The sequence below is a fragment of the Bradyrhizobium sp. dw_411 genome (assembly GCF_018449695.1).
Taxonomy (GTDB): Bacteria; Pseudomonadota; Alphaproteobacteria; order Rhizobiales; family Xanthobacteraceae; genus Bradyrhizobium.
The window spans coordinates 411,771-435,697 of record NZ_JAAVUY010000005.1; the positions used below are offsets into that span (position 1 = coordinate 411,771).

The 23,927-nt window shown below is 62.4% G+C and carries 24 protein-coding genes and 2 pseudogenes; 3 read left to right on the forward strand and 23 right to left on the reverse strand.

Annotated features, from left to right (window positions below):
* Window positions 1–51 precede the first annotated feature (51 nt).
* The 22 genes and pseudogenes from HB676_RS11110 to HB676_RS11210 all read right to left on the reverse strand — a co-directional run bounded on the left by HB676_RS11110 (window position 52) and on the right by HB676_RS11210 (window position 19,949).
* On the reverse strand, window positions 52–588 hold the full coding sequence (locus HB676_RS11110; RefSeq protein WP_213737827.1) for a YbjN domain-containing protein: 537 nt from the start codon (window positions 586–588) through the stop codon (window positions 52–54).
* Between the two features lie 41 nt (window positions 589–629).
* Window positions 630–1,379: a hypothetical protein gene (locus HB676_RS11115; RefSeq protein WP_213737828.1), complete on the reverse strand. Its 750-nt coding sequence runs from the start codon at window positions 1,377–1,379 to the stop codon at window positions 630–632.
* Window positions 1,380–1,386: 7 nt separating this feature from the next.
* Window positions 1,387–2,427, reverse strand: coding sequence for a peptidylprolyl isomerase (locus HB676_RS11120; RefSeq protein WP_213737829.1), 1,041 nt, complete (start codon window positions 2,425–2,427; stop codon window positions 1,387–1,389).
* Window positions 2,424–3,029 (reverse strand): hypothetical protein, encoded by a 606-nt coding sequence (locus HB676_RS11125; RefSeq protein WP_249780170.1) that lies wholly within the window; start codon window positions 3,027–3,029, stop codon window positions 2,424–2,426. The genes HB676_RS11120 and HB676_RS11125 overlap by 4 nt, the downstream gene beginning before the upstream one ends.
* A gap of 2 nt (window positions 3,030–3,031) precedes the next feature.
* Window positions 3,032–4,879 carry a putative porin gene (locus HB676_RS11130; RefSeq protein WP_213737830.1) on the reverse strand — a complete coding sequence of 616 codons (1,848 nt, stop codon included), beginning with the start codon at window positions 4,877–4,879 and terminating at the stop codon, window positions 3,032–3,034.
* 56 nt (window positions 4,880–4,935) lie between these two features.
* Window positions 4,936–5,553, reverse strand: coding sequence for a TonB C-terminal domain-containing protein (locus tag HB676_RS11135; protein WP_213737863.1), 618 nt, complete (start codon window positions 5,551–5,553; stop codon window positions 4,936–4,938).
* Window positions 5,554–5,681: 128 nt separating this feature from the next.
* Window positions 5,682–6,176 (reverse strand): hypothetical protein, encoded by a 495-nt coding sequence (locus HB676_RS11140; protein WP_218625692.1) that lies wholly within the window; start codon window positions 6,174–6,176, stop codon window positions 5,682–5,684.
* A gap of 44 nt (window positions 6,177–6,220) precedes the next feature.
* A complete protein-coding gene (locus HB676_RS11145; RefSeq protein ID WP_213737831.1) occupies window positions 6,221–6,625 on the reverse strand; it encodes a biopolymer transporter ExbD in 405 nt (134 codons plus the stop codon).
* Window positions 6,626–6,630: 5 nt separating this feature from the next.
* Entirely contained in the window at window positions 6,631–8,652 is a 2,022-nt protein-coding gene (locus HB676_RS11150; protein ID WP_213737832.1) for a MotA/TolQ/ExbB proton channel family protein, read from the reverse strand.
* Entirely contained in the window at window positions 8,652–10,352 is a 1,701-nt protein-coding gene (locus HB676_RS11155; RefSeq protein ID WP_213737833.1) for a ShlB/FhaC/HecB family hemolysin secretion/activation protein, read from the reverse strand. Before HB676_RS11155 ends, HB676_RS11150 begins: the two co-directional genes overlap by 1 nt.
* A 211-nt stretch (window positions 10,353–10,563) precedes the next feature.
* Window positions 10,564–11,070: a CopG family transcriptional regulator gene (locus tag HB676_RS11160; protein ID WP_249780191.1), complete on the reverse strand. Its 507-nt coding sequence runs from the start codon at window positions 11,068–11,070 to the stop codon at window positions 10,564–10,566.
* Between the two features lie 10 nt (window positions 11,071–11,080).
* Window positions 11,081–13,069 carry a conjugal transfer protein TraG gene (locus HB676_RS11165; RefSeq protein ID WP_213737834.1) on the reverse strand — a complete coding sequence of 663 codons (1,989 nt, stop codon included), beginning with the start codon at window positions 13,067–13,069 and terminating at the stop codon, window positions 11,081–11,083.
* A 177-nt stretch (window positions 13,070–13,246) separates the two neighbouring features.
* Window positions 13,247–13,390, reverse strand: coding sequence for a hypothetical protein (locus tag HB676_RS11170; protein WP_213737835.1), 144 nt, complete (start codon window positions 13,388–13,390; stop codon window positions 13,247–13,249).
* A 162-nt stretch (window positions 13,391–13,552) separates the two neighbouring features.
* The gene (locus tag HB676_RS11175) at window positions 13,553–15,721 is read right to left on the reverse strand and encodes a relaxase/mobilization nuclease and DUF3363 domain-containing protein (RefSeq protein ID WP_346347313.1); all 2,169 of its coding nucleotides are present in this window, start codon (window positions 15,719–15,721) and stop codon (window positions 13,553–13,555) included.
* A 293-nt stretch (window positions 15,722–16,014) separates the two neighbouring features.
* Window positions 16,015–16,743 carry a transglycosylase SLT domain-containing protein gene (locus HB676_RS11180; protein WP_213737836.1) on the reverse strand — a complete coding sequence of 243 codons (729 nt, stop codon included), beginning with the start codon at window positions 16,741–16,743 and terminating at the stop codon, window positions 16,015–16,017.
* 4 nt (window positions 16,744–16,747) lie between these two features.
* Window positions 16,748–17,077 carry a DUF736 domain-containing protein gene (locus HB676_RS11185; RefSeq protein WP_213737837.1) on the reverse strand — a complete coding sequence of 110 codons (330 nt, stop codon included), beginning with the start codon at window positions 17,075–17,077 and terminating at the stop codon, window positions 16,748–16,750.
* 36 nt (window positions 17,078–17,113) lie between these two features.
* On the reverse strand, window positions 17,114–17,662 hold the full coding sequence (locus HB676_RS11190) for a S26 family signal peptidase (RefSeq protein WP_213737838.1): 549 nt from the start codon (window positions 17,660–17,662) through the stop codon (window positions 17,114–17,116).
* On the reverse strand, window positions 17,659–18,123 hold the full coding sequence (locus HB676_RS11195; protein ID WP_213737866.1) for a DUF2840 domain-containing protein: 465 nt from the start codon (window positions 18,121–18,123) through the stop codon (window positions 17,659–17,661). The genes HB676_RS11190 and HB676_RS11195 overlap by 4 nt, the downstream gene beginning before the upstream one ends.
* A gap of 107 nt (window positions 18,124–18,230) precedes the next feature.
* Window positions 18,231–18,524 (reverse strand): helix-turn-helix domain-containing protein, encoded by a 294-nt coding sequence (locus tag HB676_RS11200; protein ID WP_213737867.1) that lies wholly within the window; start codon window positions 18,522–18,524, stop codon window positions 18,231–18,233.
* 207 nt (window positions 18,525–18,731) lie between these two features.
* Window positions 18,732–19,232, reverse strand: a complete 501-nt coding sequence (locus tag HB676_RS11205; protein ID WP_213737839.1) for a DUF2285 domain-containing protein — start codon at window positions 19,230–19,232, stop codon at window positions 18,732–18,734.
* A gap of 73 nt (window positions 19,233–19,305) precedes the next feature.
* Window positions 19,306–19,509 (reverse strand): annotated as a pseudogene (locus HB676_RS33805) (DUF6499 domain-containing protein); the annotation flags it as partial.
* A gap of 176 nt (window positions 19,510–19,685) precedes the next feature.
* A complete protein-coding gene (locus HB676_RS11210) occupies window positions 19,686–19,949 on the reverse strand; it encodes a DUF2285 domain-containing protein (protein ID WP_213737840.1) in 264 nt (87 codons plus the stop codon).
* 234 nt (window positions 19,950–20,183) lie between these two features.
* Here HB676_RS11210 and HB676_RS11215 point away from each other — a divergent pair, with 234 nt between their 5' ends.
* Both HB676_RS11215 and HB676_RS11220 read left to right on the forward strand, forming a co-directional pair.
* Window positions 20,184–20,417: a helix-turn-helix transcriptional regulator gene (locus HB676_RS11215; RefSeq protein WP_024922039.1), complete on the forward strand. Its 234-nt coding sequence runs from the start codon at window positions 20,184–20,186 to the stop codon at window positions 20,415–20,417.
* Between the two features lie 190 nt (window positions 20,418–20,607).
* Window positions 20,608–20,817, forward strand: coding sequence for a hypothetical protein (locus HB676_RS11220; RefSeq protein ID WP_213737841.1), 210 nt, complete (start codon window positions 20,608–20,610; stop codon window positions 20,815–20,817).
* Between the two features lie 118 nt (window positions 20,818–20,935).
* Here the strand turns inward: HB676_RS11220 and HB676_RS11225 are convergent.
* A pseudogene (locus tag HB676_RS11225) lies at window positions 20,936–21,115 on the reverse strand (DUF736 domain-containing protein); the annotation flags it as partial.
* Window positions 21,116–21,343: 228 nt separating this feature from the next.
* Between HB676_RS11225 and HB676_RS11230 the strand changes: the two are divergent.
* Entirely contained in the window at window positions 21,344–23,785 is a 2,442-nt protein-coding gene (locus HB676_RS11230; protein ID WP_249780172.1) for a DEAD/DEAH box helicase, read from the forward strand.
* Window positions 23,786–23,927 lie beyond the last annotated feature (142 nt).

Below are 23,927 nucleotides of genomic sequence, written 5' to 3' on the forward strand. Positions count from 1 at the left end.
GGCGGCGCGAGCGGAAGATCGGGATGTCATGTCAAAAACCAGTCGTTCGGATTATTGGATGGTGGCTGGTTGGTCAGCCTCGGCTACGGAAGGTGAAGCGATTTTCGCCGGCTGTGGCTCGCTCACAGCAGCCGGCGCGTTCGCGCCGTTGACCGGAACGAGCTTGCGCAGCTCCTCGCGCAGATAAGCGACAAAGTCCTGCAACAGCCGGTCCCAGATCTCGATCTGGCTGCGGAAATGACCGGGCGCCACGCCGCCCACCACGGAGACGTCCATGCAAAACACCAGGAACGGGGCGCTGAGCTGCAACCGGGCGAACCGTCGCTCCGCGTTCCAGCGATTCACGATTTCGAGCGGCAATTCGCCCTGCACCCGAAGTACGGCGGTAAATGCGACGTCGGCGAAGCTCGCGGCGTCGTCGATCATGCGGTTGCCGGGCCGGATATCGAAGGCAAGCCCGCTGGTTGCTGAACGCAGATACGGAGTATTGGCGACCGGATCGGTCATCATCTCGACGCGATAGCCGGCTTGCTGGAAGGCATCGCGCAGGTGATCGAGGGTGAGCTTGCTGATGATGGCGTCAGACATTTCGGTCTCCGTGACAGATGGGTTGAGGCGATCGGTATTGGTCATTGGACTGGCTCGTGGACGGGCATGAGCGAGACATTGTCGACCACGCGGATGTCGTCGAAACGCCGTCTGCTCGCCGCTTCCCCTTGCAGATCGGATGGACGCGGAAGGTTCGCCTGCACAATCACCGCGCGAACGGCGCGCGCGAGATCGGGCAGCACCTCGTCGGCAAGCCAATCACAGGCCACGAGCGTCACGCGTAAATACTGCGACGACACGTGCGCGCGGTGAGGCGCGACGAATCCACTGCGGCCGGCGATCAGATCGCGCAGTTGCCGCGCCTCTATGCGAACAGCCGGGCCCGTGACCTCTAACTGCTGCCGGTCCACGGCGAGTTCGATCAGGGTGTCGCGCGCGTCGGCAATCAACATCCGCAGGTGGCGGTAGGCATCGCCACCGTGAGCCGCGATATCGACAAGCGAGATATTGCTGCCGAGGACGAGGTCGGCTTCGATCGCGAGGTTGAATGCGTCCGAACCCGCAGACCGGGGACACCATTTCTCGATCCGCCATCGCGTGACGTTGTCGGTGTGATCGTCCTCGCCATTGATCCGCAGGCTGCATTGAATGGTCTGGGTCGGGCGACCGCTTTGATCCACCGTTACCTTGTCGCCGAACTGCAGCGCCACCGCGCACCCCGCCGGAAACGACCGGATGCCACGAACCGACGTGGCAGCCGAGCGGTAACCGCCCGCGGCAAGCACGGCGCGGATTTGGTCGTCGGTGAGAAGCGGCCAGCAAGATTTCATCGTACGATCACCTTGCCGCCTGGTTTGGTTCGCCGAACACCTTGGACAGGGCGATCTCGTTGATCGCCGACGGGTTCTGCTTGAGCAGTTCGGCGAGATAGGTACGACGCAGGGCCGCCGCACGTTCGGCCCGCATCTGCTGGACGAACTGGTCGCGGACTTCCGGCAAGGTGCGCGTGTAGGATGCCTTGGTGTCGATCAGCTTGAGGATGTGCCAGCCGTCATCGAGCCGGACCGGTTCGGAGACCGCATTTTTCGCTAGGCCCATCACTTGAGCCTTGATCTCGGGTCGGATCTGATTTTCCGCGACCCAGCCGAGATCACCACCATTCTTGGAATCGTTCTCCGCGGTCGCGATGGCGGCGAAGTCTGCGCCCGGCGCTCTCAGCTTGCGCTGGACCTCGTCAAGCGCCTTCTTAGCTTTGTCTTCGGTCGCCTTGTCGGCGTCCTTGGGTGACGCGAAGAAGATTTGCGCGAGCTGGAACTGGCGCGGCATCAACAATGCACTGCGATTGGCGTCGTAGGCCTTCTGCAGATCGTCATCACTGGGATAGTTCGCCGGTGGCGTCGAGACCGATTGCAGATAGAGTTCGACCACGGCGCTTTCCCGCACGCGGTCTAGCTGCGCTGCTACGGCTGGCTGCTGGTCCCACTTCTTGGCCAGGACCTCTTGAGAGACCAGACGGTTGGCGAGCAGCAGCCGCACGGCCTGACTGAGCAACGCCGGATCTTGTGCAAGGGCCGCCTGCTCGCGGACGCCGAGCGCTGTGACATAGGCACGAACGTCATCGGTGCTAATTTCCGTCGCGCCGACCCGCGCCACGACTTCGCCGGACGCTTTCGGAGCGACGGGCGCCGACGTTGAAGCCGGCGGTGTGATCGCCGTTTGCGGTTGCTGCTGCGCGGGTCTGGGTCTGGCGGGCGCCTGGGCCGGCCGCGGCGGCAATTGGGTGGTTTGGGCGGCTGCAAGAGCCGGCAGCGAAAGAATGGCCACAATGCAGGTCGACGTCAGCCCCATCCGCTTGCGCGGGAAAATCACGTTACTCATGGTGTCGCCTTCTGATCGAGGAACTTGTCGTTGATGGTCTGCAACTCGTTCTGCACTTCCACGCGGCGCAGCCCGGTCACGGGTTCTTGGGCGACCAACGCGTCGCCAATGGTGACGCTCTTGTATCTCTGCAGAAGTTCGCGGCCGGCTTTGACGAGCAGCGTGTTCTTGGCCACACAGCTCTTGGTGCTGGCTTTGTAGGCGGTCGCCTCACCCTCGAATTTCGCGCGCTCGGCATCCTTGGTGCGGGCCACGGTGGCCGCCTCTTCGTATGCGGTCTTCCATTTCTCAAGGGTGTCGTCCCGCTCGGCGAGGCGCTTGTTGAATTCCTCGATGGCCTCGCGCTGCTGCTTCTCGATCTGGCGCACTTCGGCCTTCGCGGCATCGACCTGCGCTTTCGACAATGCCTTCTCGCGCTCGGCGTCTGCGACCTTGGCCTGCAAGGCCGTTCGCTGGTCTTCCAATTGCCGGGTCTGGGCGGTAGCGCTGCGTAACGCCTCGCGCAAACGATCGGTCTCGGACTGGCTCTGCGCCTGGGCACCGACACTCGACAGCAGCGTCGCAGCGAGGACCAAAGCCATTCGGACGATGCGATGGTTCATGATCAGAACTTTGCGTTGACGTCGAACTGGACGATATCGACGGCGTATGGCGAGCCGGCGATGTTAGTGGCGCTCATCCAGCGCAGTGAGGCCCAGACGTTTTCGCTCAAACCCAGATTGCCGCCGATGAAATACCCTTTGAGGTTGGTGCCGCCGAGACCGAAGTCAGAGTCGACGAAGGCGTCGATCGTCGCGTCCGATTCCAGATACTTGTATCCGGCGTGCACGTTCCAGTCCCAAAGCTGTTTGATCTGCTTGTCGCCAACGGTGACACGGCCGAGCCAGCCCTGGTTGCCGCCATTGAAGGGACCGATCGATCCGTCCGGCGTGCCGGCGCGGTTGTTGACGGCGCTGACATTGAGCGCGTTTTTGTCAAACGCGGTGTTGATCACATATTCGCCGTCGAAAACGATGTGAGCCGGATGAAACTGGCCAAGATCGAGTTGCGCGCTGGCGACGACCGGTCGGAACTGGCTTGCCAAGCCGAAGTATTGGAATTGCGGAAGCAGAGCGCCGCTGCCGGGGTCGAAGAGAGGAATGATGTTCCGGATCGGCATGTAGGTGTTGCCCTTCTGCGCGAAGGACGGCCGCGTCAGGTCGGTATTGCAGGTATTGGACGCGGATGAAGCATCGCAGGGGTCTGACACTTGGCCCTGCACATTGGTGAAATCGTAATACGCAACAGCAAACCGGAAGTCGGTGTCAGATCGCAGTTTGGCGGACACGCCGGCCTGGGCTCCGAAGAGCCACTTATCATGGCTGGCGAATTTTGATGGAGCACCGGTCGTCGGATCGAAGTTCGTTCCGGCGTTGAAGTCGGAATTATAAGTCGGAAACGCGCCGCCGACGATGAAGGGCGTGATGCCTTCGGCGATTTCGTGCTTGGCCTGGAATGCCAACCCATCGAACCCAAGCTCTTTGTACCAGACGAGGTCGGTTGGCGACCAGAATGGGTTGTCGAAGCGGCCCAACGAGACCGTGAGATCGCGCGATTCCCACTTCAGGAAACCACGGTCGAGCCACAGCGAATATTTGGAGAAATTGCCGCCGCTCGCACCCAAGGATTGGTTGGTCGAGACCGGCGAGCTGTTTTCACCAGTCGCGATACGCAAGCCAGCGGAGAAGCCGTTGAGTAAATCCGCGTCCATGCCGAGGCGGGCGCGCAACCGGAACTGGTTGCGATCCTGGTTCGTGTCATAGGTGGGTGCGAAGTTCGGATTGGTCGCCAGCAGGGTGTCGTAAGGCGCGCCGGTATTGATGCCGTTGAAGTTGACGGCGCCGATCGGATCGTTGCCCTTCGGAAAGAAATTGCCCTGATAGCGGGCACGCATGTCGCCGTAGAAGTGGATGCGCTGCGCCCATTCCGGATACATGCCGGGTGAAGCCCAATTTTCCTTCTGCGCCTTGGCCATCACCTCGTTTTTAATCTCCTCACGTAACTGCCGTTTGACGATCTCGGGCACGTAAGTGACGTGGCGGGTTCCAGGAGGATTTGCGGCCGCAGTCGCGGCGGTAGCGGCCTTCGCCGCCTCGTCGGCCTTGGCGGTTGCATCCTTGGCGGCTTGCCGCGAGATGTAGGACTCGTCCTCGGCCTGCTTGATCAGGGCCTGGGCCTCTTCCTCCTTCAACGTGCCGCGCTTGACCAGCAAATTGACGAGGTTGATCGACATGTTCGGCGACGTCGGCTTCGACGGTGAAACGGCCGGACCTTTCGAGCCTTGTTTCTTGGCCGGTGCCTGGCCCGGATCCGTGGCGGTCTGGGCGAGTGCCGGCGCAGCGCAGAGCAGCGCACAGAGCGACACGGCCAGTGGCATCGCGCGCCAACATACATCTGGTTTCATTTCAAACATTGGTTCCCCAGTCCTCTACTCGTCACTTGGTGTTGGTTCGGATCATCACGGATGCGTCAGCTTGATCGTCGCGCGGTGACGCGCGTGACCATCGGCATCGGCATGTCTTTGGGTGGCGGCTCGCGCAGCATCAGGCTGCCGAGCACGTCGTTGCGGATGATGGCGTCAAGCTCGGCGTCGCCTGTCGATGACACCAGTTGAACCCGGCTCACGCGCCCGGAGCCGTCGGCCCACAGTCGAACCTGCAATTGCATGACGGTGTTGCGGGTGCGATTATTGGCGCGCAACGCAGCTTCGATCTGAGACTGCACCATCGAGGCGTACCAACCCCAACGACTCCCCCCGCCCCCACCGCCATACGGATTGCCACCGACTTTGCTGCCGAGATTGAACAGGTCGCCGGGACCGACGGCTTTAGCGTCGAGCGACAATGGGCCCGGCGGTTCCTGGTTCTTGGCGTCCTTGACTGGTTCGTCTTTCGGCTTCTCGAGCGGCTTGTCTTCCTTGATCTCCGGCTCGGCCATCTTGGGCTGCTCGATCATCTTCGGCTCGGGCATTTTCTGCGGCGGAGGCGGAGGTGGCGGCGGCACGATGTTGACGATCGTCAGTTCGCGCACCTGCCGCGGCGGCGGCATGTCGTCATGGCCGACGAGGAAATAGACTGCGCCACCCATGACGATGGCGATGACACCGAGCGCCGCGCCATATCGAATGAAAGGGTTACGCTCATTGCGCGTCGCCGGCGGGTTCGATTCCGAGGTGATGGACGCTTGAGGTACGTTTGGCTCTGATGGGTGGAGGCTCACGATGCGGCCTCCATGTCCTTGAACTCCGAGAACCTGCCGTTCACGTATTCGGCGACGAACTGAACGAGCGTATCGAAGTCCGTGGTATCGAGCCTGATAGTGGTGTCGGGAGTCGCCTCCAGCACGACGTGGAACGTCGCCCGATCGGCGTGGAACTCGATGTAGCTGGCGTGGTCGATCAGGAGCCGTAAACGCGGAGCGCGAGACATCGTCAGCAAGAACGGATTGGGCCGCGGCGCGACGGCGGCAACGCGCGCTCGTAACAAGTCCGCAAGTTTGACCAGGAGGGCTTCCCCGCGAATGGGGAATGGAAGCAGGACGGCACTCTGTGTCTTGGCTTTGCACGCAGCGGTCACATTGACGATGCGCTCGTCGCCTTCGGCTTCCTTGCGCAGTATGGGTGCCGTCGCTAACCAGGCACGCATCCGCGTCAGGAAACTTCCCGCGACGAATGGATATTCAACGGAACCGAGCAAGGTCGCGAGCGTCATCGGCTAGTTCCCTTCCCGCGCAGTGATGTTGACGGAAGTGTCCATCACTTCACCAACGGCTTGGTGGCGAGGCCGACCTGCGTCAGGCCGATGCGGCCGAGTAGATCGAGGACGTCCATGACGTTTTGGTATTGCGCCTGCGAGTCGCCGCGCAGGACAACCGGAAATTCCGGCGTGAGCGCCTTCTGCTGCACCAACCGTTGCTCGAGTTCCGGCAACGTCACCGGAATGGTGTCGAGGAAGATCTTGCCATCATTGGCGACGGTGATCGCCTTAGTGGTCTGGGTGGCGAGGCTCGGCGCAGCGGAAGCCTTTGGTAGATTGACCTTCTGGCCCTGCACGGTCGCCGTCGTCATGATGATGAAGATCACCAGCAGGACGTAAGCGAGATCGAGCATCGGGGTGATGTTGATGTCGTCGTATGGTTTGGCGTCGCTCTGGATTTGCATCGCCGTTATTCCGCGGCCGTGCGATGACCGACCGGATCGGGGCGGTCGCGGTCGGCGTCATAGAACTCCGCCATTTTGGTGACGAACTCATCCACGAACACCTGGATGTCGTTGGTCAGCTCCTTGATGCGGGAGATCAGGTAATTGTAGCCAAACAGCGCCGGGATCGCGACGCCGAGGCCGGCAACGGTCGCGACCAGCGCGGCCGCGATACCCGGTGCGATGGCGTTGACGTTGACGTCGCCAGAGGCGGCGATAGCGGCGAAGGTGATCATGACGCCGACGACGGTGCCGAGCAGACCCAGAAACGGACCGCCGGAGATCGCGATCGTCAGCACGACCATCAATCGATTGAGCTTCTGCATTTCCTTGACAACGCCGCTGTCGAGAGCGGCTCGGATGGCGGCGATCGACGTGGCGGACAGCACTGGCGCACGCGCGCCGTTCTTTGCGAAGCGATGGCGAATCTCACCAGCGCCGATGTGGTAGATGCGGTAGAGTGAAGACCCGCGCATCGCCATCGTATCGGCCTCGGTGAAACCTGCTCCCAGCGGAGCCGCCTCACCTTCCTCGCCGCGGTCGAGCACAGTGAGATCGGTGGCGACTTCGCGAAAGCGCTTCATGAAGTAGTCGTTGGCTTTGGACTGCTTGCTCAGATACCGGACGCGGTCGACCATCACGACCCAGCTCAACGCTGCCATGATCACCAGAATGCCGATGACGACCCAGCCATCAAGGGTGACCGATTTCAGGATCACGGCGAAGTAACCCGACAGCCAGCTCGCGGTCTGCTCATCGACGCTGAACGACACCAGCTTGGCCTGATCCGGTCCTTGTCCGACGGCAGCAAACCGGATGAAGCCTGCGGGGCGCGCGATCTTGGCGATCTGCAGTTCGTCGATGTCGCCGACGAAGCCCGCCATGGCGGCCACTGCAACGGGCGCAGCCGGAGCTGCGTCTGCTGCACCGCCGTCCGCACCCGGCGCCGCGGGGGCGTCGGGTTGGGGAGCGGACGGCGGCGCCGCAGGAGCCGCGACGGCGGTCGGAGTGTCTCCACCCACCAGCGCAGTCGTGTTCAAGGCCGGTAGCGCTGCAGCAACCGACGCGTAGGGGTTACCATCGAGATACAGCGCGATCTGGCCGTTATTCGCGACCACTGCGAGCTGGTGCCAGCTACCCGGCGCGATCGGGGCGCCCGCGCCGCTGCGCTGTACAGTGCCTGCGGTGGTCACCTCGACGAATGGCGCACCATTGTCGAGACCGATGATCAGACCATTGGCGGCCGCGGCATCACGGCGGCTGTAGAGCGCCGCGTTGGGCTGCAACGCTGCCGGCTTGATCCAGGCCGCCCACGTGAGGGCGCTATTGGCCGGCAATGCGAGCGACGGCGATGCCGGCAATGTCAGCGCCGTGTTGCCATCGAGACGCAATCCAGTGCCGATGATCGCGCCTTCCGCCGGCTGCGCGACGCTTTGCGCGTTGTTGGCCCAGACCGAGGAATCCAGTGACGGCGTGCCACGCTCATTGAAGTGATAGACTAGGAGCGTTTCGGGGTCATAAGTCCCCTTCGCATCGCCAGTCGCGACCGCTTTCTTGTTGCCGGAATAGAGCCAGATATCGCTCTTGGCGCCTGCCTGGACATTCGGCACCGCGACCCACACCAGGGCTTCGCCGAGCAGGGAGTCGTATTTCTCGATGTGATGCTTGAGCGGCGTCTTGTCGTCGCCGGCGACGAAGCGCAGGTCGCTGCCGTCATCCTTGGCCGACGCAAAGCGGAAATTGCCGACATGCAACCGGATCAGAACCGGCGTGGTGCCGATCGGATCGGTGATATTGGCGCCCGACGCGCTGGCGTCGATGGTGATCTTCTTGCGGAGCGACCAATCATCGTTCCACCAGGCCTTTGCGGGCGACGGCAACAGCGTCAGTGCGCCGACAAGCCCGAACAGCGCTGCCGTCACAACATTTGCGGTCGCCCGCCGAAAAGCCGATTTGCGCGCGCGCATTTCACCCAACCCCGTTGTCATCAGAACTCACCCCAAATGCGGAAATTCACGCGCGGGTCGCGCGCCTGCGTGTAGGTTTGACTCATCATCGGCACCGAATAAGCGAGCATGCCGTTCAGGTAATTGAACATCTTGAAGCGCGTGCCGACGCCGTAGCTCCACAGATCGAATTGCGATTGCTGTTCGGGCAGCGGATGCAGCACGGTCGCCCTGCCCGCGTCCGTGAAGGCAAAGAAGCGCCACTCATTGAAGGTCGTGAAACGCGGCGCGCCCTGCGTGGTCTCATCCTTCATCTGCTTTTGCAGCATGGAGCCGACGTCAGGGCTGCGCAGCTCGAGATTGCCGACGATACCGTTGTCGCCGAGCGTTTCGGATTCAAGATAGCCGCGCACGGTATCGAGGCCGCCGATGCTGAACTGCTCGCTCGACACCAATGGCCCGTCGGCGACCTGCCCCTGCACCTTGCCGTAGAGCTGGAAGCCTTGGCCGAGCTCCTGCGTATGCGAGAGGTCGAGGTTGAGATGGGTAAAGCTCGCCGACGCAAAGGCGCGCTTATTGTCAAACTCGATCCAATCGCTGCTTGGGGTGCGCAGGTTGTAAGTGACCGCCGCATTGAATTGAGTGGTGAACTTCTCGTTCTGGAGCGTCGCGCCGTAACTGGCGACGATCGGGTAATAGGTCACCGGCGAGGAGAAGCCGTCGCTGCCAATGCTCACGGTCTGATCGAAGTGTTTGTAGTCGAGCCCGACCGACAGTGTGTGGAAGAAGTTCTCTCGCGCCGGCAATGTCATCACCGCGCGGCTGCCGAAGATCTCGCCCGGACCGACGATGTTGGTGCCGCCGACACTGGCGACATTGCTGCTCGACTTCACGGCGTAGACGAGAACATTCAGCCAATCGACATTCGGCACACGCGCCAGGTAAGAACCAGAAAACACCGTGGCATCACTGGGGCGCTCCGGCGCCACCTGATAGGTGAAGCTGAGCGAATGGCCGAGTTGCCACAGGTTGTCGTAGTGCACGGTCGCGTTCAGTCGCGTCGCGGTCGTGTTCGGCGATTGCCGGTTATTGTATTCGAGGTTGCCATGAATCGGCGCCGTATCCTCGACGTTGAGATCAACATCGACAGTGCCGGGCGTCACGCCTGCCCGCAGCGCGGGGGTGACGCGGCGATCGGGCCATTGATTGAGCGCAACGATGTCTTTGGTCACGTCGTTGAAGTTCGGGACCGCGCCTTCCTTCAGCGAAGTCGCCTTGTCCTTGATCTTGTCGAGATCGAAGTAACGCGCGTTCTTTACGCGGAGCCGGCCGACCTTTAGTTCCGTTACCTGGAGCGCGATGACCTTGCTCTGCGCGTTCTGCTGCGGCACGGAGACGCTGACGGTCTGAAAGCCCTTGTCGTGGTAGGCCTTCTCAAGTGCTGCCCGCGCCTTCTCGACGTCATCAGCGCTTTTATTCGGTCCAAGGAACGGATAGATCGCCTCATCGAGATCGATTTCCGGCAATTTGTCGGCGCCGCGGACCGCGAAATCATCGATGTCGAAGCGTTGCGCCGGTGCGGGATTTTGCGGCGGCGTTCCAGGAGCGCCCGGCGCAGTCGGGGCGGCTGCGGGCTGCGCCGCGCCGGTCGAGGCGGCCGCATTTGCTGCGGACGAGCGATCCGCGCGTGTCTGCTTTGCCGCGAATGCCGGCGATGACACTGCAGCACTCGCTGCCAGCATCACAATTGCCGTTTTCAGGCAAAGCAAAGCCCGACACGCGGACGTAGGCCCGCGATCCTTGTACCGACTACGATCTTGCACGAACGCCCGCCGCCTCCGAAAAAACCCCCAAACGTCAGCGCTGCGGAAACCGCAATCACTAACTCTCAGTTAAAAAGACAACTGACCGGCACCTAACCTGCAAAACTTTTCCATCGCCGTGTTCCGGAGCTTATTCGGCGCGTTTATCGACGTTATTTGGGGTCGACCGTCCCAGCCGGTGCTCGCCCGGCCCTTGCCCACCGATCTCGCCGGTGCCCGAGCCAGACCTAACGCCCCCCACCACATCGACCGGGATGTCTTGCAAAAAGCTCGCGCCCTTGTTGAGCCGGTCCGCAAGTGTCTCGACGAACGTCTGGAAGCGCTCGCGCGCCTTCGCGTCGGCGCCGCCATTCATCTCCTTGGGCAACGATGGCGTCGCGGTCATCCAGAGGCGGATGAACAACCCCAGCGTCTCGGTTCCGATCGCCGTGTCACGCTCCAGGCGCTGTATCTGCCGCGACAGGCGGTCGAGACGGCGTGAAAGCGCCGCTTCAGCGCGATCGGCCGCGTCCGGTGACAGGAAGCTGGTGACCGCGGCCTCAACGATTGACGACCGCGAGATCTTGCGGCGGTCTGCGAGGTCGATCAGTTGCCGCAAGACCTCGGGCGGAAAATAGACATTCGTTCGCAATCTCATTTGCGCTTCCTCACAATGCGATGCCGTCATCGGGGTCCATCGCCGCCTGCCGCGCGACACCGCGCATCCTGTGACGGATCGCGGCGGCCCGAATCCGGACCTCGTCCGATTGACCGTCGATAATGGCGACAGGCGGAACCGGCTCCGGCCCTTCCGGCACAATGGCCTCGTGCGCTGGTAATTCGGGCTCGCGGCGGATGCCGCCGTTGGCGCCGTCATCATCGACCTGGTGCAACCGATCCTCCTGAGAGGCAGACGCCGGGATCGGCAACGCCGTCCAGACATCGCCAACGCTTTGTTCTGGCACGCCTGCTCTAATCTCCGCTGTGTTCGGGGGCGGCCGGACACGGTCGTTGAGACGGTGATCCTCGAAGTAACGGGCTTTCCTGGCGCGGATCGGCGGCGTGCCGGAAACAAGAACCAGTTCGTCCGCAGGCGGCAACTGCATGACCTCGCCGGCGGTGAGCAATGGGCGGGCGGTTTCCTGACGCGACACCATCAAGTGGCCGAGCCACGGCGAAAGCCGATGGCCGGCATAATTCTTCATGGCGCGCAACTCAGTCGCCACGCCCAACGCATCAGAGACCCGTTTGGCGGTCCGCTCGTCATTGGTCGCGAACGCGACGCGCACATGGCAGTTGTCGAGGATGGAATTGTTCTGGCCATAGGCCTTCTCGATCTGATTGAGCGACTGCGCGATCAGAAAGCTCTTGAGGCCATAGCCGGCCATGAAGGCCAAGGCCGACTCGAAGAAGTCCAGCCGACCGAGCGCCGGAAACTCATCGAGCATCAACAACAATCGGCGGCGCGTCTCCTTGGCTTTGAGATCTTCGGTGAGGCGCCTGCCGATCTGGTTGAGTACGAGGCGGATGAGCGGCTTGGTCCGCGAGATGTCCGATGGCGGCACCACCAGATAAAGTGTCGCCGGCGTCGCGCCATCGACGAGATCGACGATCCGCCAGTCGCATCGCGCGGTCACCTTCGCCACCACGGGATCGCGGTAGAGGCCGAGAAACGACATCGCGGTCGAGAGCACGCCCGAACGCTCGTTCTCGCTTTTGTTCAAGAGCTCGCGGGCCGCGGAGGCGACCACTGGATGCGGATGATCGCCGCAATGCCGTGTCCCCATCATGGCGCGCAGCGTCGCATCGATGGTTCGCTTGGGATCGGACAGGAAATTTGCGACGCCGGCGAGCGTTTTCTCCGGCTCCGCGTAGAGCACATGGAGGATGGCGCCGACCAGCAAGGCGTGGCTGGTCTTTTCCCAATGGTTGCGACGCTCCAGCGCCCCTTCCGGATCGACCAGGATGTCGGCGATGTTCTGCACATCGCGGACTTCGCTGTCGCCGCGGCGTACCTCGAGCAGCGGATTGTAAGCGGAGGAATCGGGATTGGTGGGATCGAACAGCAATACCCTGCCGAATGAGGCGCGCCAGCCCGCGGTCAATTGCCAGTTCTCACCCTTGATGTCGTGGACGATGCAACTGCCTGGCCACGTCAGCAGCGTCGGGACGACGAGACCGACACCCTTGCCGCTGCGCGTCGGGGCGAAACAGAGCACGTGCTCCGGTCCGGCGTGACGCAGATACTGGTGATCGATCTTGCCGAGCACGACACCATCGGGGCTCAACATACCGGCTGCGCCGATCTCCTTGATGGTCGCCCAACGCGCCGAACCGTAGGTCTGCGCCTCTTTCGCTTCACGGGCGCGCCACACCGACATTGCGATGGCGACCGCGACCGAGATGAAGCCACCGGAAGCGGCAATCAGCGCGCCTTCGACAAAGATCCCAGGCGCATAGGCGTCATAGGAGAACCACCACCAGAAGAAAGCCGGCGGCGGGTAAAGCGGCAAACCGCCGATTTGGCCCCACGGCGCACCGAGTTGCGGCTGATAGGCGAGACGCCACGCCGTCCACTGCGTCGCGCTCCAGGTTGTCGTGAGCACGATCAGTGTCACGATCAGAATCTGGCCCCAAAGGATTTTCGTTGCGGGCAACGGCTTGCTCCTGACGGAACGGTCGGCCGTCAAGGAAACCGTCGGCGCATCACAAGGCAAGATGCGCGAAACGCCGATCGTAGGATCGGCGGATTTGGCGTGCAAAAACTGGCGAACAATTTCTGATGGGACGGTCGCAATGCCACAGCAGCGCCGCCGCGACGGTGGTTGCTGCCGTTACGGCGAGCGCTGCGCGCCTTTCGATATAAGTTCGTGCGCGGTGCCAAGGTCCAGCCATCGTCGACGTTCATCGCGCTCGGCTGCGCGGAAGCTCAACTCCCGCTCCATCGCGTGTGAGAGCTCGCGCTTGACGTCGTCCATCCGGCGATCGTGCGATGGATAGGCTCGGCGCGAGGCTACCGTCATATCCCGCTGCTCCGTCATCTTCCTTTCATGACGTTAGCATCGCGGAGGGGGCCACGAAACCCTAGCAACGGTATGATGGTAAGGTAGGCCGGGCTGGGCTGGCTGACCGACCGTTCGTCACAGGCCCAATCCGCGCTGCCTCCCAAAGCTCCAATCGATGCCACCGCCGTCGCGCACCACGCCAGTGATGTGCTGGCCGATGCGCCGGTCGAGAACAGGCTGCCACGGCACGAGGCTGAAGCCGAGGCCGTTGTCACCGTTGGAGGTCGCGATCATGGCGAAGCGACCACTGGCGAGATCGGCCTTACCGATCAGTGTGCCGCTGACGTGCTCGCCGGTCCCGGTCGATTGATAGGTCCGCCCACGCGCGGCCGCCATTTGCGGTCCGACGCGAGCGATTTCCTGTCGCTCTAGGCGGGTGACGAGATCGTGCGGCGCGCGGATGCCGCCGTCCGGCGTGTGCCAGGCATGCCCCTGTTCGAGCAGCGTGTCCTTGCGTCGTTCCAGCGCCTGCCGGACGTGCTGGCCGAATCCCGCGTCGGTCAGCGGCGTGCGCTGGCGTGAGGCCAGTTCGCGATCGAGCCAGGTCGCGCCGTCGCTGGCAATTTGTTGTTCCAGATCGAGGGTTGCGAGGATGCGGACTGATGCCTGCGCGCCACGGCGTGCATCATAATCGGCGGCGCGCGACACGAAGTCTTCGGGAATACGCCAATGGTCAGCGTCGATGCGCTCGACGATGCCGGCGCGGCGCAGCGCCTCCATCCGCCGGACATGACTGCGGACATAGCTATCGGCATCACCACCGGGAATGCGAACCGCACCGCTTTCGACGAGTGCGCGATGCTCGCTTGGCTGGTACACGCCGCTATCGCCGGCTATCTCCGCGATGTTGCGATCGGAGGCGCGCGGGCTGGCCGATGTCGCGCCGATCTGGACAATGCTTCCCACGGCTGGAGGCTCACTGTCCGCGGCATCCGGTAGCGCGACATGATGGACGCGGCCATCGACACCATCGACGACAAGCCCGATGCGCTCGCCGAGTTCATCGTCGAGCCGCTTGCCGATCACCTGGCCGATGACCGGCTCCGGCATGACCGCGCCATGCAGGACATAGCTGCCGAGTGCGCGCTCCTCGCCCCTATCCGCAAGCGAGCGATTGATCGCCTTGATGATGTCGCCGCGCTCACCCAATTCGCGCAGCGTCGGCTCCAGTCGCTCCGAGAACGACCAACCCCCTGGTTCGGTCAGCGTCGCCAGTCCGTACCGCTCCAGATTCTTCAGCCGCCCGATGAACAGCGTCTCGTCGAGGTCGGCGCGGAACTGGCCAGCGTCCGGCCGCAGATCGAGCCGTCGTGACGGCACCTCCTCGACCAGGATACGGTCGAGCCGGGTGAAACGTTCAGCCGTCATCTCGGCCTCCAGCTTGCGGCGCAATTCCAGATCGGTCTCGGGGCCGAGCTCCAGGGTGACCCGCTCCTGGGCACGGATGCGCAGGCCGTCGGTGATGTAGTCCTGGGCGATGATCAGATCCTTGCCGAGATCGTCCTTGCCGCGGATCACCACATGGCTGTGCGGATGGCCGGTGTTGAAATGGTCGATCGCGACCCAGTCGAGCTTCGTGCCGAGGTCTTCCTCCATCTGGCGCATCACGTCGCGGGTGAAACCGCGCAGATCCTGCAGGCGGTCGCCATCCTCGGGGGCAACGATGAACCGGAACTGGTGGCGGTCCTCGCGGCCGCGCTCGAGGAAATCCCGTCCGTCGGCCGTGTCAGTGTCCGGCCCGTACAGCGTTCCGCGCGCTCCGTCGCGGGTGGTGCCGTCGCGCTGGAGATAGCGCAGATGCGCGTCCGCGCGTTTGCTTCCCGCCTTGAGCTTGACGATGCGAGCCTTGACGATCACGCGACGCAGACGCTGGCCCGGCCCCCGCCCCTCGGCAGCGCGCTTCAGCCGATCGGCCGCGGCCTGCCCGCGGCCGATGCGCGAGCACTTCCCCTTCCGGGGCCGCGCCGCGCCGGGACCGCGGCGCCGGCGGTTTGAGAATTGCGCCGGCGTCAGCGCGGCGCCATTCGCCTTGGCGGATGCCTTCAGCACCTGGTCGATGAAAGAGCGCGGGCGTCCGCCGGCGCGGGTGCCGCGATTACCGATGCGGCCGGTGCGGACACGAAAGTCGGAAGCCTCGTCACTCATGTCGATAAGAATGCGGACACAGCAGCACGACGCAAGACAGCTCAAACGACCGTCGTAACGGCGCGCGCAAATACAGGAGATCGGCGGCACGGCGATCACCGCGCCTATCGCTGCGACTGCCTCACGATCGACTGGCTGCGATGGCAAATACGACCGGTGCCGCCCCGACCATTGAAATCCCACATCAAACGTAGCAAACGCACATCGCTGCGATCTCGGATACCTTTCTGAATTCGAGCTAACCAATGTGCAGACAACGCTTTTTTGCAAACGGGCACCGAAGGGCACCGTTTGCTTTAATCTTGCCGTCCTCCGCTCGTTTGCTGGCGTCTCAGAGACTCCAGCCTGATTCACGCAATTGCGCGAGAAAGCTCGAAAATGACGGGATGGAATTATGGCTTGCTGGGTGCGGGCGCTTGTTTAACGAACAAGCCGCCGGGAAGCGGCGTGAGCGCCGATAGATCGACAGCACCGCGGTCATGTCCAACGGCGGATGACTGCGGCGTGAACGACATCCGCGTATCCGAGGATTTGCACTGAGACCGCGCGACGAATAACGACGCCCCGCGCCAGGTGTTCGGCTCGCCGGTTGCGATCGCGCTGTCGCCAGTTTGCGCGTCGGACAGCAGCGGCGCCAGCGACGCGACGTAGTTCCGGGTCTCGTGGGGCAACGGACGGCCTGTCGCAAGGTGGTCTTCGTAGCGCGCGGGGCCGACATTATAAGCGGCAAGGAATCCCGATGCTCCGAAGCGGTCGTGCATTTCACGAAGATACGCAGTACCGGCGACGATGTTGTCGTGCGGATCATAAGGATCGACGCCGAGCGCGTAGCGCTCGCGCAGCTCGGCATACGTGGCGGGCATGATCTGCATCAACCCGACCGCGCTTTTTGCCGAAACAGCTTTGACATTACCGTGGCTCTCAATCCGCATCACGGCGCGGATCCATGCTGCTGGGATCGCGAAACGCTCGGCCGCTTCGCTGACGAATTGCGACCACGGTTCGACCGCGTCGGCGACACGCGCCGACGCGGTCTCGCAGCGGGCCGTGAAGGGAATGACGACCGCAAGCGAGGCGGTCACGACCACGGCAAGCCGGAATGGTGTAGCGAGCAGCGCCACGGATTCACTCGCGCGGCGCGCGGCGCGATGGACGGGTCCAGATCAGATGGAACGTGTCACCGCCGCTCACCACCTGAAATAGGTTGGCGCGGATCGGTTGGCCGAATGATGGATCGTCGATCAGCAGCGAGAGATAATCGCCAGCCTTGTCTCCGGTGCGCTTCCACCCTGCTCCGATCTCCACGTCGTCGGCAAGGACGCGGTAGTTTGGCGCATTCTCCGTGTCGGTCGCGATGGCCGGCACGATGATGATGACATCGCGTTTGAACGTAAAGGTCCGGATGGTGCCGGTGTATCCATCGACGGTGCGGGTGAAGGTGCCGATCTGTGCCATGGTGGCCTCCGTTGCTGGGGTTGGTGAGTGCTGATCTCAATGCGTCGGCGCGCGCCAGACGAAGTGGCCCTCGCCGTCTTCGTCGGTCCAGATCGGTACCGCGCGCGCGACGACGGCGCTGCGCGGCAACGGGCCGAAGTAACGCCCATCAAGGCTGTCGTCCGTGTCCCAATTCATGAGGAAGACTTCGTCATCGGCGATGACGCGACAGCCCTGCCAGACCGGCAGCGGACGGCCGCGCAGATCGCGCTCGCGTGCAGCCGCGGCCGCGATGCCGTCGACGATGATCTGCCCGCCAAGACGACAGACGGTCTGCCCGGAAAGGGCGAGAATGCGTTTGAGCAGCGGCACGCCGCGCGGCAGATAGCCGCCATCCGACAATGTCGTTGCCAGCGGTTCCGGTGGCGTCACCACGACCAGCATGGTCACGTACAGGCGGTCTGGCGGCTGTACAGCGTAAAGACCGAGCGGAACGCTCGGCGTGAGGTTCCAGATATAATGTGGCCGCGGTTGCGCGCCGACGGTCGCGAGCAGGCTTATGACAGCGAGTGACGCAGCGAAGGTGCAGCCAGTGCGAGGGGTCATGGCGCAACTCGCCGCCGTTTGAGCCATGCCTTATGGCGCGTCATCGTGTAAGCGCGCGGCGTATCGCCGACGCTGAGGCGGTTATGGATGTGATGCCAATGTTCGGGGGCGGCATCGGCGGGATCGATGCCGAGCGCCTCGACACCGTCGATGGCCTGCAACACCCGCTCGACCTTCGGCCAGCCGGAGATCGACAGCAGGATCAAACCGCCCGGTTGCACCAGCGGCACCGTGGTGAAGGATTCGTCCGCCTGGACCGCACGGAGGATGTCGATGCGCGACAGCACAGTGCCGAAGTCGTTGGCGGCCCAGCGCATGACGGCGAAGATGCTACCTGCCGCGAACGACACGCGGCGGCGGTGACGATCAAGCCGCACGGAGGCGACGGGATGGCCGAACCGGATGCGGTGCTCGATGCGTTTTGCTTGCCAGGTCAATTCGACATGCGTCAGCGGGTCGATTGCGAGATGCGTGGTCCTCGGATCGCACGGCGCGGGCCTGCCGTTTAGTAAACCCGGGGACTCACTACGCGCAGTTTCTGCGGGGTCTCGTCGGCGGGCCATCATGGCTATGATCGCCTCACCGGGGATCGGCCGCCGACGAGCGGACCCAAGCCGCTCACCGGCTTGGCCGCATGGACAACGCCCTTGCCTTGATCGGACGTGGACTGGCGCAGACCGATGTCGGCCCAGGCCTGCAGGTCTTCGAGGGCATAGACGACACGGCCACCGAGCTTGCGATAGCTCGGCCCGGTGCCGTAGGTGCGGTGCTTTTCCAGCGTGCGACCCGACAGGCCGAGGAACCGGGCCGCCTCGGTGGTGCGCAAATAGCGTTGCTGCGAATTGGCGGAGTTGTCGGCCATGATGCGCCCGGTGTGGGTTCGGCTGCCATCGGGGATCGACGGCGCGTCGGGCGCACGATTGCGAATTTGAGGCGTGGACAAGGATGCCGAAGTTGCGACTGTCGTTTGTGTCCATCCCCCTCGTCGTTACGATGGACGCGCAAACACAGCGCTGCGTTTGCCGGGCGCTGACGCCCGGCGTTGCAAGTCGGATAGCTTACGTGTCGGTTATTGGCCGATCAGCAAGTCGCGGTAGCCGCCCTCCATCCGACCGACTGCGTCTTTGACCAGCCGGATGATCTGCGAACGATAGGATGAGGTCAGCCAGTCGCGCCGGCTTTGGGTCCGCACATCAGGATCAAGCAAGGTGGCGGCGAGATCGCGGTAGGTCGCCTGTTGCTGATGACCGTCAAGTGCCCTCAGCATCAAGGTCATGCGGCGGCGCTGCTGTTTGGTCAGGGGCGAGGCAACTGGGCGCACCGCGGCATCCGTCAGGCGATGCCAAAGATGAAGGACGGCTTCGACGCGCTGCGCCACGTGCATATCGAATGGGATAACGGCGGCGATAGGAGCCGACGGGTTCGTATCGGGAAGAATCCAAATCCGCTGTTCGTCGCTCGCCTGCCGCCACAGGATGTGACGGCCGTCTCCGCGTTCCATGGCGGGCGCCGATGGAATTCGGTCGAGCGTGATTGTGGATGAGGTCCCGGGCGGTGCCGTCGTCAGCATCACCGCCGCCGGAAGTGCATTGAATTCCCACAAGACCAGCGACCGGTCGCTGCGTTGCTTCGGGTCGCACGGGAAAACTCAACCCCCAGCGCTGGGCCAGCGCCAGCGCCGCCTCCAACGCGATGGTGGTCCCGCTTGCCGCGTCACGGCTCATGTCTTCGTAATCTTCGCGGTAGTCGGGGTTGCGCCGCAGGAACTCCCAGGCGAAACCGGCGCGTTGCACACGATCGAGATAGGCGGACGCGTCGTGCGACCGCCAACTTTCATCATCCGGCATGCGACCACTCCAGCGTTACTCTGCCTCAAGCAAGGCATGCCCCTCCCCGTCGCCGAGTATCCGGAAGCATCGTCAATGTGCAGAAGTCGCCGCCGCTGCAACGCGTGTTGCAACACCGTGTTCAGTGAAAGGTGATGGAATAGGCGCGGTGCTTTGAAAAACGTCGCCTACTCAACTCATTGAAATGGCGGTTTGAGCAGGTCACGATATCCGGCCTTGGTCATCCATCGTGCGCGAGCAAGATGACTGTCATGCACGCTACGCGCGCGATCCGGCTCGCGTTCCGCGTCGAGACCGAAAATCACCTGCACGACCTCACGCCAGTCGGCCCCCTCCTCATCGGCATCAAGCAGCCGAAGGTAGGTCTTGAGGTGCCGCTCGTCGTAAGGCGTGACATGGGGCAGGTCGGGGGGATGGTCGTCAAAGGTAACTTTCGTCATGGCGAAAACTCGCGCCAGTCATCTGTCGACATTCGTACCGCAAAATACGGCACTCTTGCTTCGGACCGATGACAGTTTTTGGGCCATTAACAGGTCGCCCGGCTTTTACCGCAAATAGTCAAGAGGTCCGCGTCCCGGCTGCCTCCGAATTCCGTCGGATTCCAAGAGGTAAGCAGGACCGGATTGTCGAGTATACTCCGTAGTGAAATACCCTACAAGACGAACACTTTTCGAATGGAGATTCGAGAGGTGTTCGCCCGCAACCTGCGCCGGACCCGGCATGCCAAGGGGCTGTCGCAGGAGGCGTTGGCGCATGAAGCGGACGTCGACCGCACCTATATCAGTTCGCTCGAACGCGGCGTTTACGCGGCGACCATCGACATGGTGGGAAAATTGGCCGAGGTGCTCGGTGTCGAGCCCGACGCGTTGCTACGGCGCGCGTCGAAGCCGTCGCGCGGCAAGTCCTGATCCGGCGACGTCGCATCAGCCCTGGTCTCGAGATCACATCGCGGGCGGAGATTACATCCTGCGATTTGCTGTGGCTGCGACGACATCGTTCGCCCGGACTTGTGCCGCAAAGAGACCTTGAATCTTCACCGTAGAAGTCATGTCGTCTTCACACCGGGCGCTTATGCGGTGCAGCGAGGAGCCGGTGCCGATGACGACAGATTCTCGCGTGCGGATATTTGCGCGCTTCATGGGGTTTCGGGGTTGCCCGGCCTGCGGGGAGACCCTGTTCGCGGCCGAGCGTGCCGCATTCTTCTGCGCGGATCGCGTCATCCTGCACTGGCGCTGTGACGCTTGCGATCATGCCTTTCGGACCCACGTCGACACGCGGCGCGATCCGTCAGCGCGGGCAGCCGCGTAGCAATTCTATTTTGCAGATGGACGCCCTCCCCCGCGCGTGCTTCGCGCGCGGCCGATCGGCGGCGGCTTGAGCGCGCGAGATGCCCCGCCTCGCGGCGGGGCATCTGAGAGCTTATCGATCAATCGGCGGAAGTCGTGCGAGCCTTCTGCGGGCGCGACCAGATCAGGGTGTAGCTACCGCCCTCTTCGTCGTCGAAGAGGTTCGCGTAGATCGGAGCGTTGAAGCTCGGATCGTCGAGCTTGACCGAGAGGTAGTCGCGCTGTTCCGCGGAGCGCTTGGGCCAGGCAGCACCGATCTCGGTGTTATGCGGTGCACCGCATAAGGCCGATTATGCGGAGTGAGGTATTATGCGGAGTTCTGGCTAAATCAGCGTTGGATTCCGGGTGTTTTGTGCCTCATTGCTCTGCATAATCCCAACCTGTTGACCTACGGAACGGCCCACGTTCCGTGCTCGCCACTTTAAGCTTGAAGGTTCTTTGGGCTATGCTGACCGGTGACGCGTTCGCCGCCGGCATGGACTTCGATTTTGGTAGACGAGAAAGAAGCTGAACAAGAAATCGCTCGTATTCGTCAGCGCCTGACAGCCCTGGATGCTGAGCGGGCTGAGCTTGAAAGTGCGCTTGCCGCGCTTGAACAAAAGCTGGCGTCTGTCAGGCTTTCCGATGAACCGTCGCTTTTTGTGGATGCGCCGATCACCAATAATTCGCCGTCGGCGGACAAGGTCGCGTTGTTCCGCAATCTGTTCGCCGGGCGCCCCAATGTTTTCCCGGTTCGATGGGAAAACAGAAAGGCGGGCCGCGCAGGATATTCTCCTGCTTGCGCCAACGAATGGGCGAAGGGAATATGCGGCAAGCCGAAGGTAAAATGCGGGGAATGTCCTCATCAGGCGTTCATTCCGACTTCGGATGACATTATCGAAAAACACCTTCGCGGTGGCGGCAATCTGCGCGAGGGCGACTTCGTCGCTGGGGTATATCCCTTGCTGCAGGATGAAACATGCTGGTTTCTGGCGGCCGATTTCGACAAGGAAAGCTGGACGGAAGATGCCAGGGCGATGCTTGATACCTGTCTTGCAAAGGGAATTCCTGCCGCTCTGGAACGATCGAGATCAGGCAACGGGGGCCACGTTTGGATATTCTTCTCCGAACCCGTTCCGGCAAAGACCGCACGTCAACTCGGCGCCGCCCTGATCACGGAAACGATGGAAAATCGTCCGGAGATCGGCTTCACCTCTTATGATCGTTTGTTTCCCAATCAGGATACGATGCCGATCGGCGGCTTCGGCAATCTGATTGCTCTTCCCCTGCAAAGGAGGGCGCGGGAAACTGGCAATAGCGTCTTCGTCGACGGGAATTTACTGCCGTATGACGACCAGTGGGCATTTCTGTCATCCTTGCCCAGGCTCTCGGCTGATGCGGCGTTCAGGATCGCCGGCGAGGCGGAACGGTCGGGTCGGCTTCTCGGGGTCCGGATGCCCGTGGAGGACGAGCATGCTGACGAGCCCTGGCGAATGACGCCGTCCCGTCGTAGCGAACCCCGCCGGATAGAAGCTGCGATACCGGAGAGTATCAAAGTCGTGGTCGCGGATCAGGTGTACATTGACAGAGCCGGGCTTCCGCCGGCCCTGACTGCACAGTTCATTCGCCTGGCAGCGTTCCAGAATCCCGAATTTTATCGTGCCCAGGCCATGCGCTTGCCGACCTTCGGCAAGCCGCGGATCATCTCATGTGCGGAGCTTCATCCGCGGCACGTGGCGCTGCCTCGGGGTTGCCTCGATGAAGCAATCGAGCTCCTCAAAATCCACCGCGCCGCCGGTATTTTGGAAGATCATCGTGAAATAGGCAAGCCGCTGCCTATGGAACTGTCCTTCCAGGGAGAATTGCGACGGCCACAGTTGAAAGCCTTCGACGCACTCGTTCCTCATGATCATGGCGTGCTGGCTGCCACGACCGCATTTGGAAAAACCGTTGTAGCTGCGGCGCTCATCGCTCGACGCGCCCGAAATACGCTTGTCCTCGTTCACCGGCGCGAATTGCTCGATCAGTGGGTCGAACGGCTGCGATCCTTCCTAAACATTGATCTGAAACAGATTGGAATTATCGGCGGCGGGCGGCGGAAGCCGACAGGGGTCATCGATGTCGCGCTGATCCAGAGCCTTGTCCGAAACCGTGAAGTCTCGGATATCGTAGCCGATTACGGTCACCTCGTTGTTGATGAATGTCACCATCTGTCTGCCGCGAGCTTCGAACTGGTGGCGCGTCGATCAAAAGCACGATTTGTTCTGGGTCTTTCTGCGACTGTCGCGCGCAAGGATGGGCATCATCCGATCATCTTCATGCAATGCGGCCCTGTCCGTCATCGAGTTGATGCCAGGCAGCAGGCTTTCGAACGTGGCATTCATCACCGCGCGCGGGATCGCTCGACGAAATTTGAATTGCCGGCATTGCTGGCGTCGGCGGAACGGCCGTCTATGCCAGCGATTTACGCCGCTTTGGCTCAGGACAGCCGGAGAAACGATCTCATCTTCGATGATGTCCTGAAATCGCTGGAGGCAAAGCGTTCGCCGGTTGTTCTGACCGAGCGGAAGGATCACCTCGAATACCTTCGGAATCGGTTCTCACCGTTTGTAAAGAATCTCGTCGTTCTGCGTGGCGGCATGTCGGCTGCCGAGCGCAAAATCGCCAAAGCGGCTTTGCGTGTATCTGACGATCAGGAGCGCCTGATACTAGCCACAGGCCGGTATATTGGGGAAGGGTTCGATGACGGCAGGCTCGATACGCTGTTCCTGACCATGCCTATCTCCTGGAAAGGAACATTGGCCCAGTACGTTGGCCGGCTTCATCGTCAACATGACGGGAAAACAGACGTTCTCGTTGTCGACTACGTCGATAGCGCTGTGCCGGTTCTGGCTCGCATGGCTGCAAAGCGGCGGACCGGATACAGAGCGCTCGGCTATGCGATCGAATAGCCGATCGAGAAGATAACGTCCAAGCAGCTACCTGCGCTACGCTACTGTGCTCGGTGTGATAATCCCGAGGGAAGAGCCGCGACGGCTCGGCGGGCGAGCCGTCGCGGCAGCGGCCGGTCAGCGTGACCAGACCAGGGTGTAG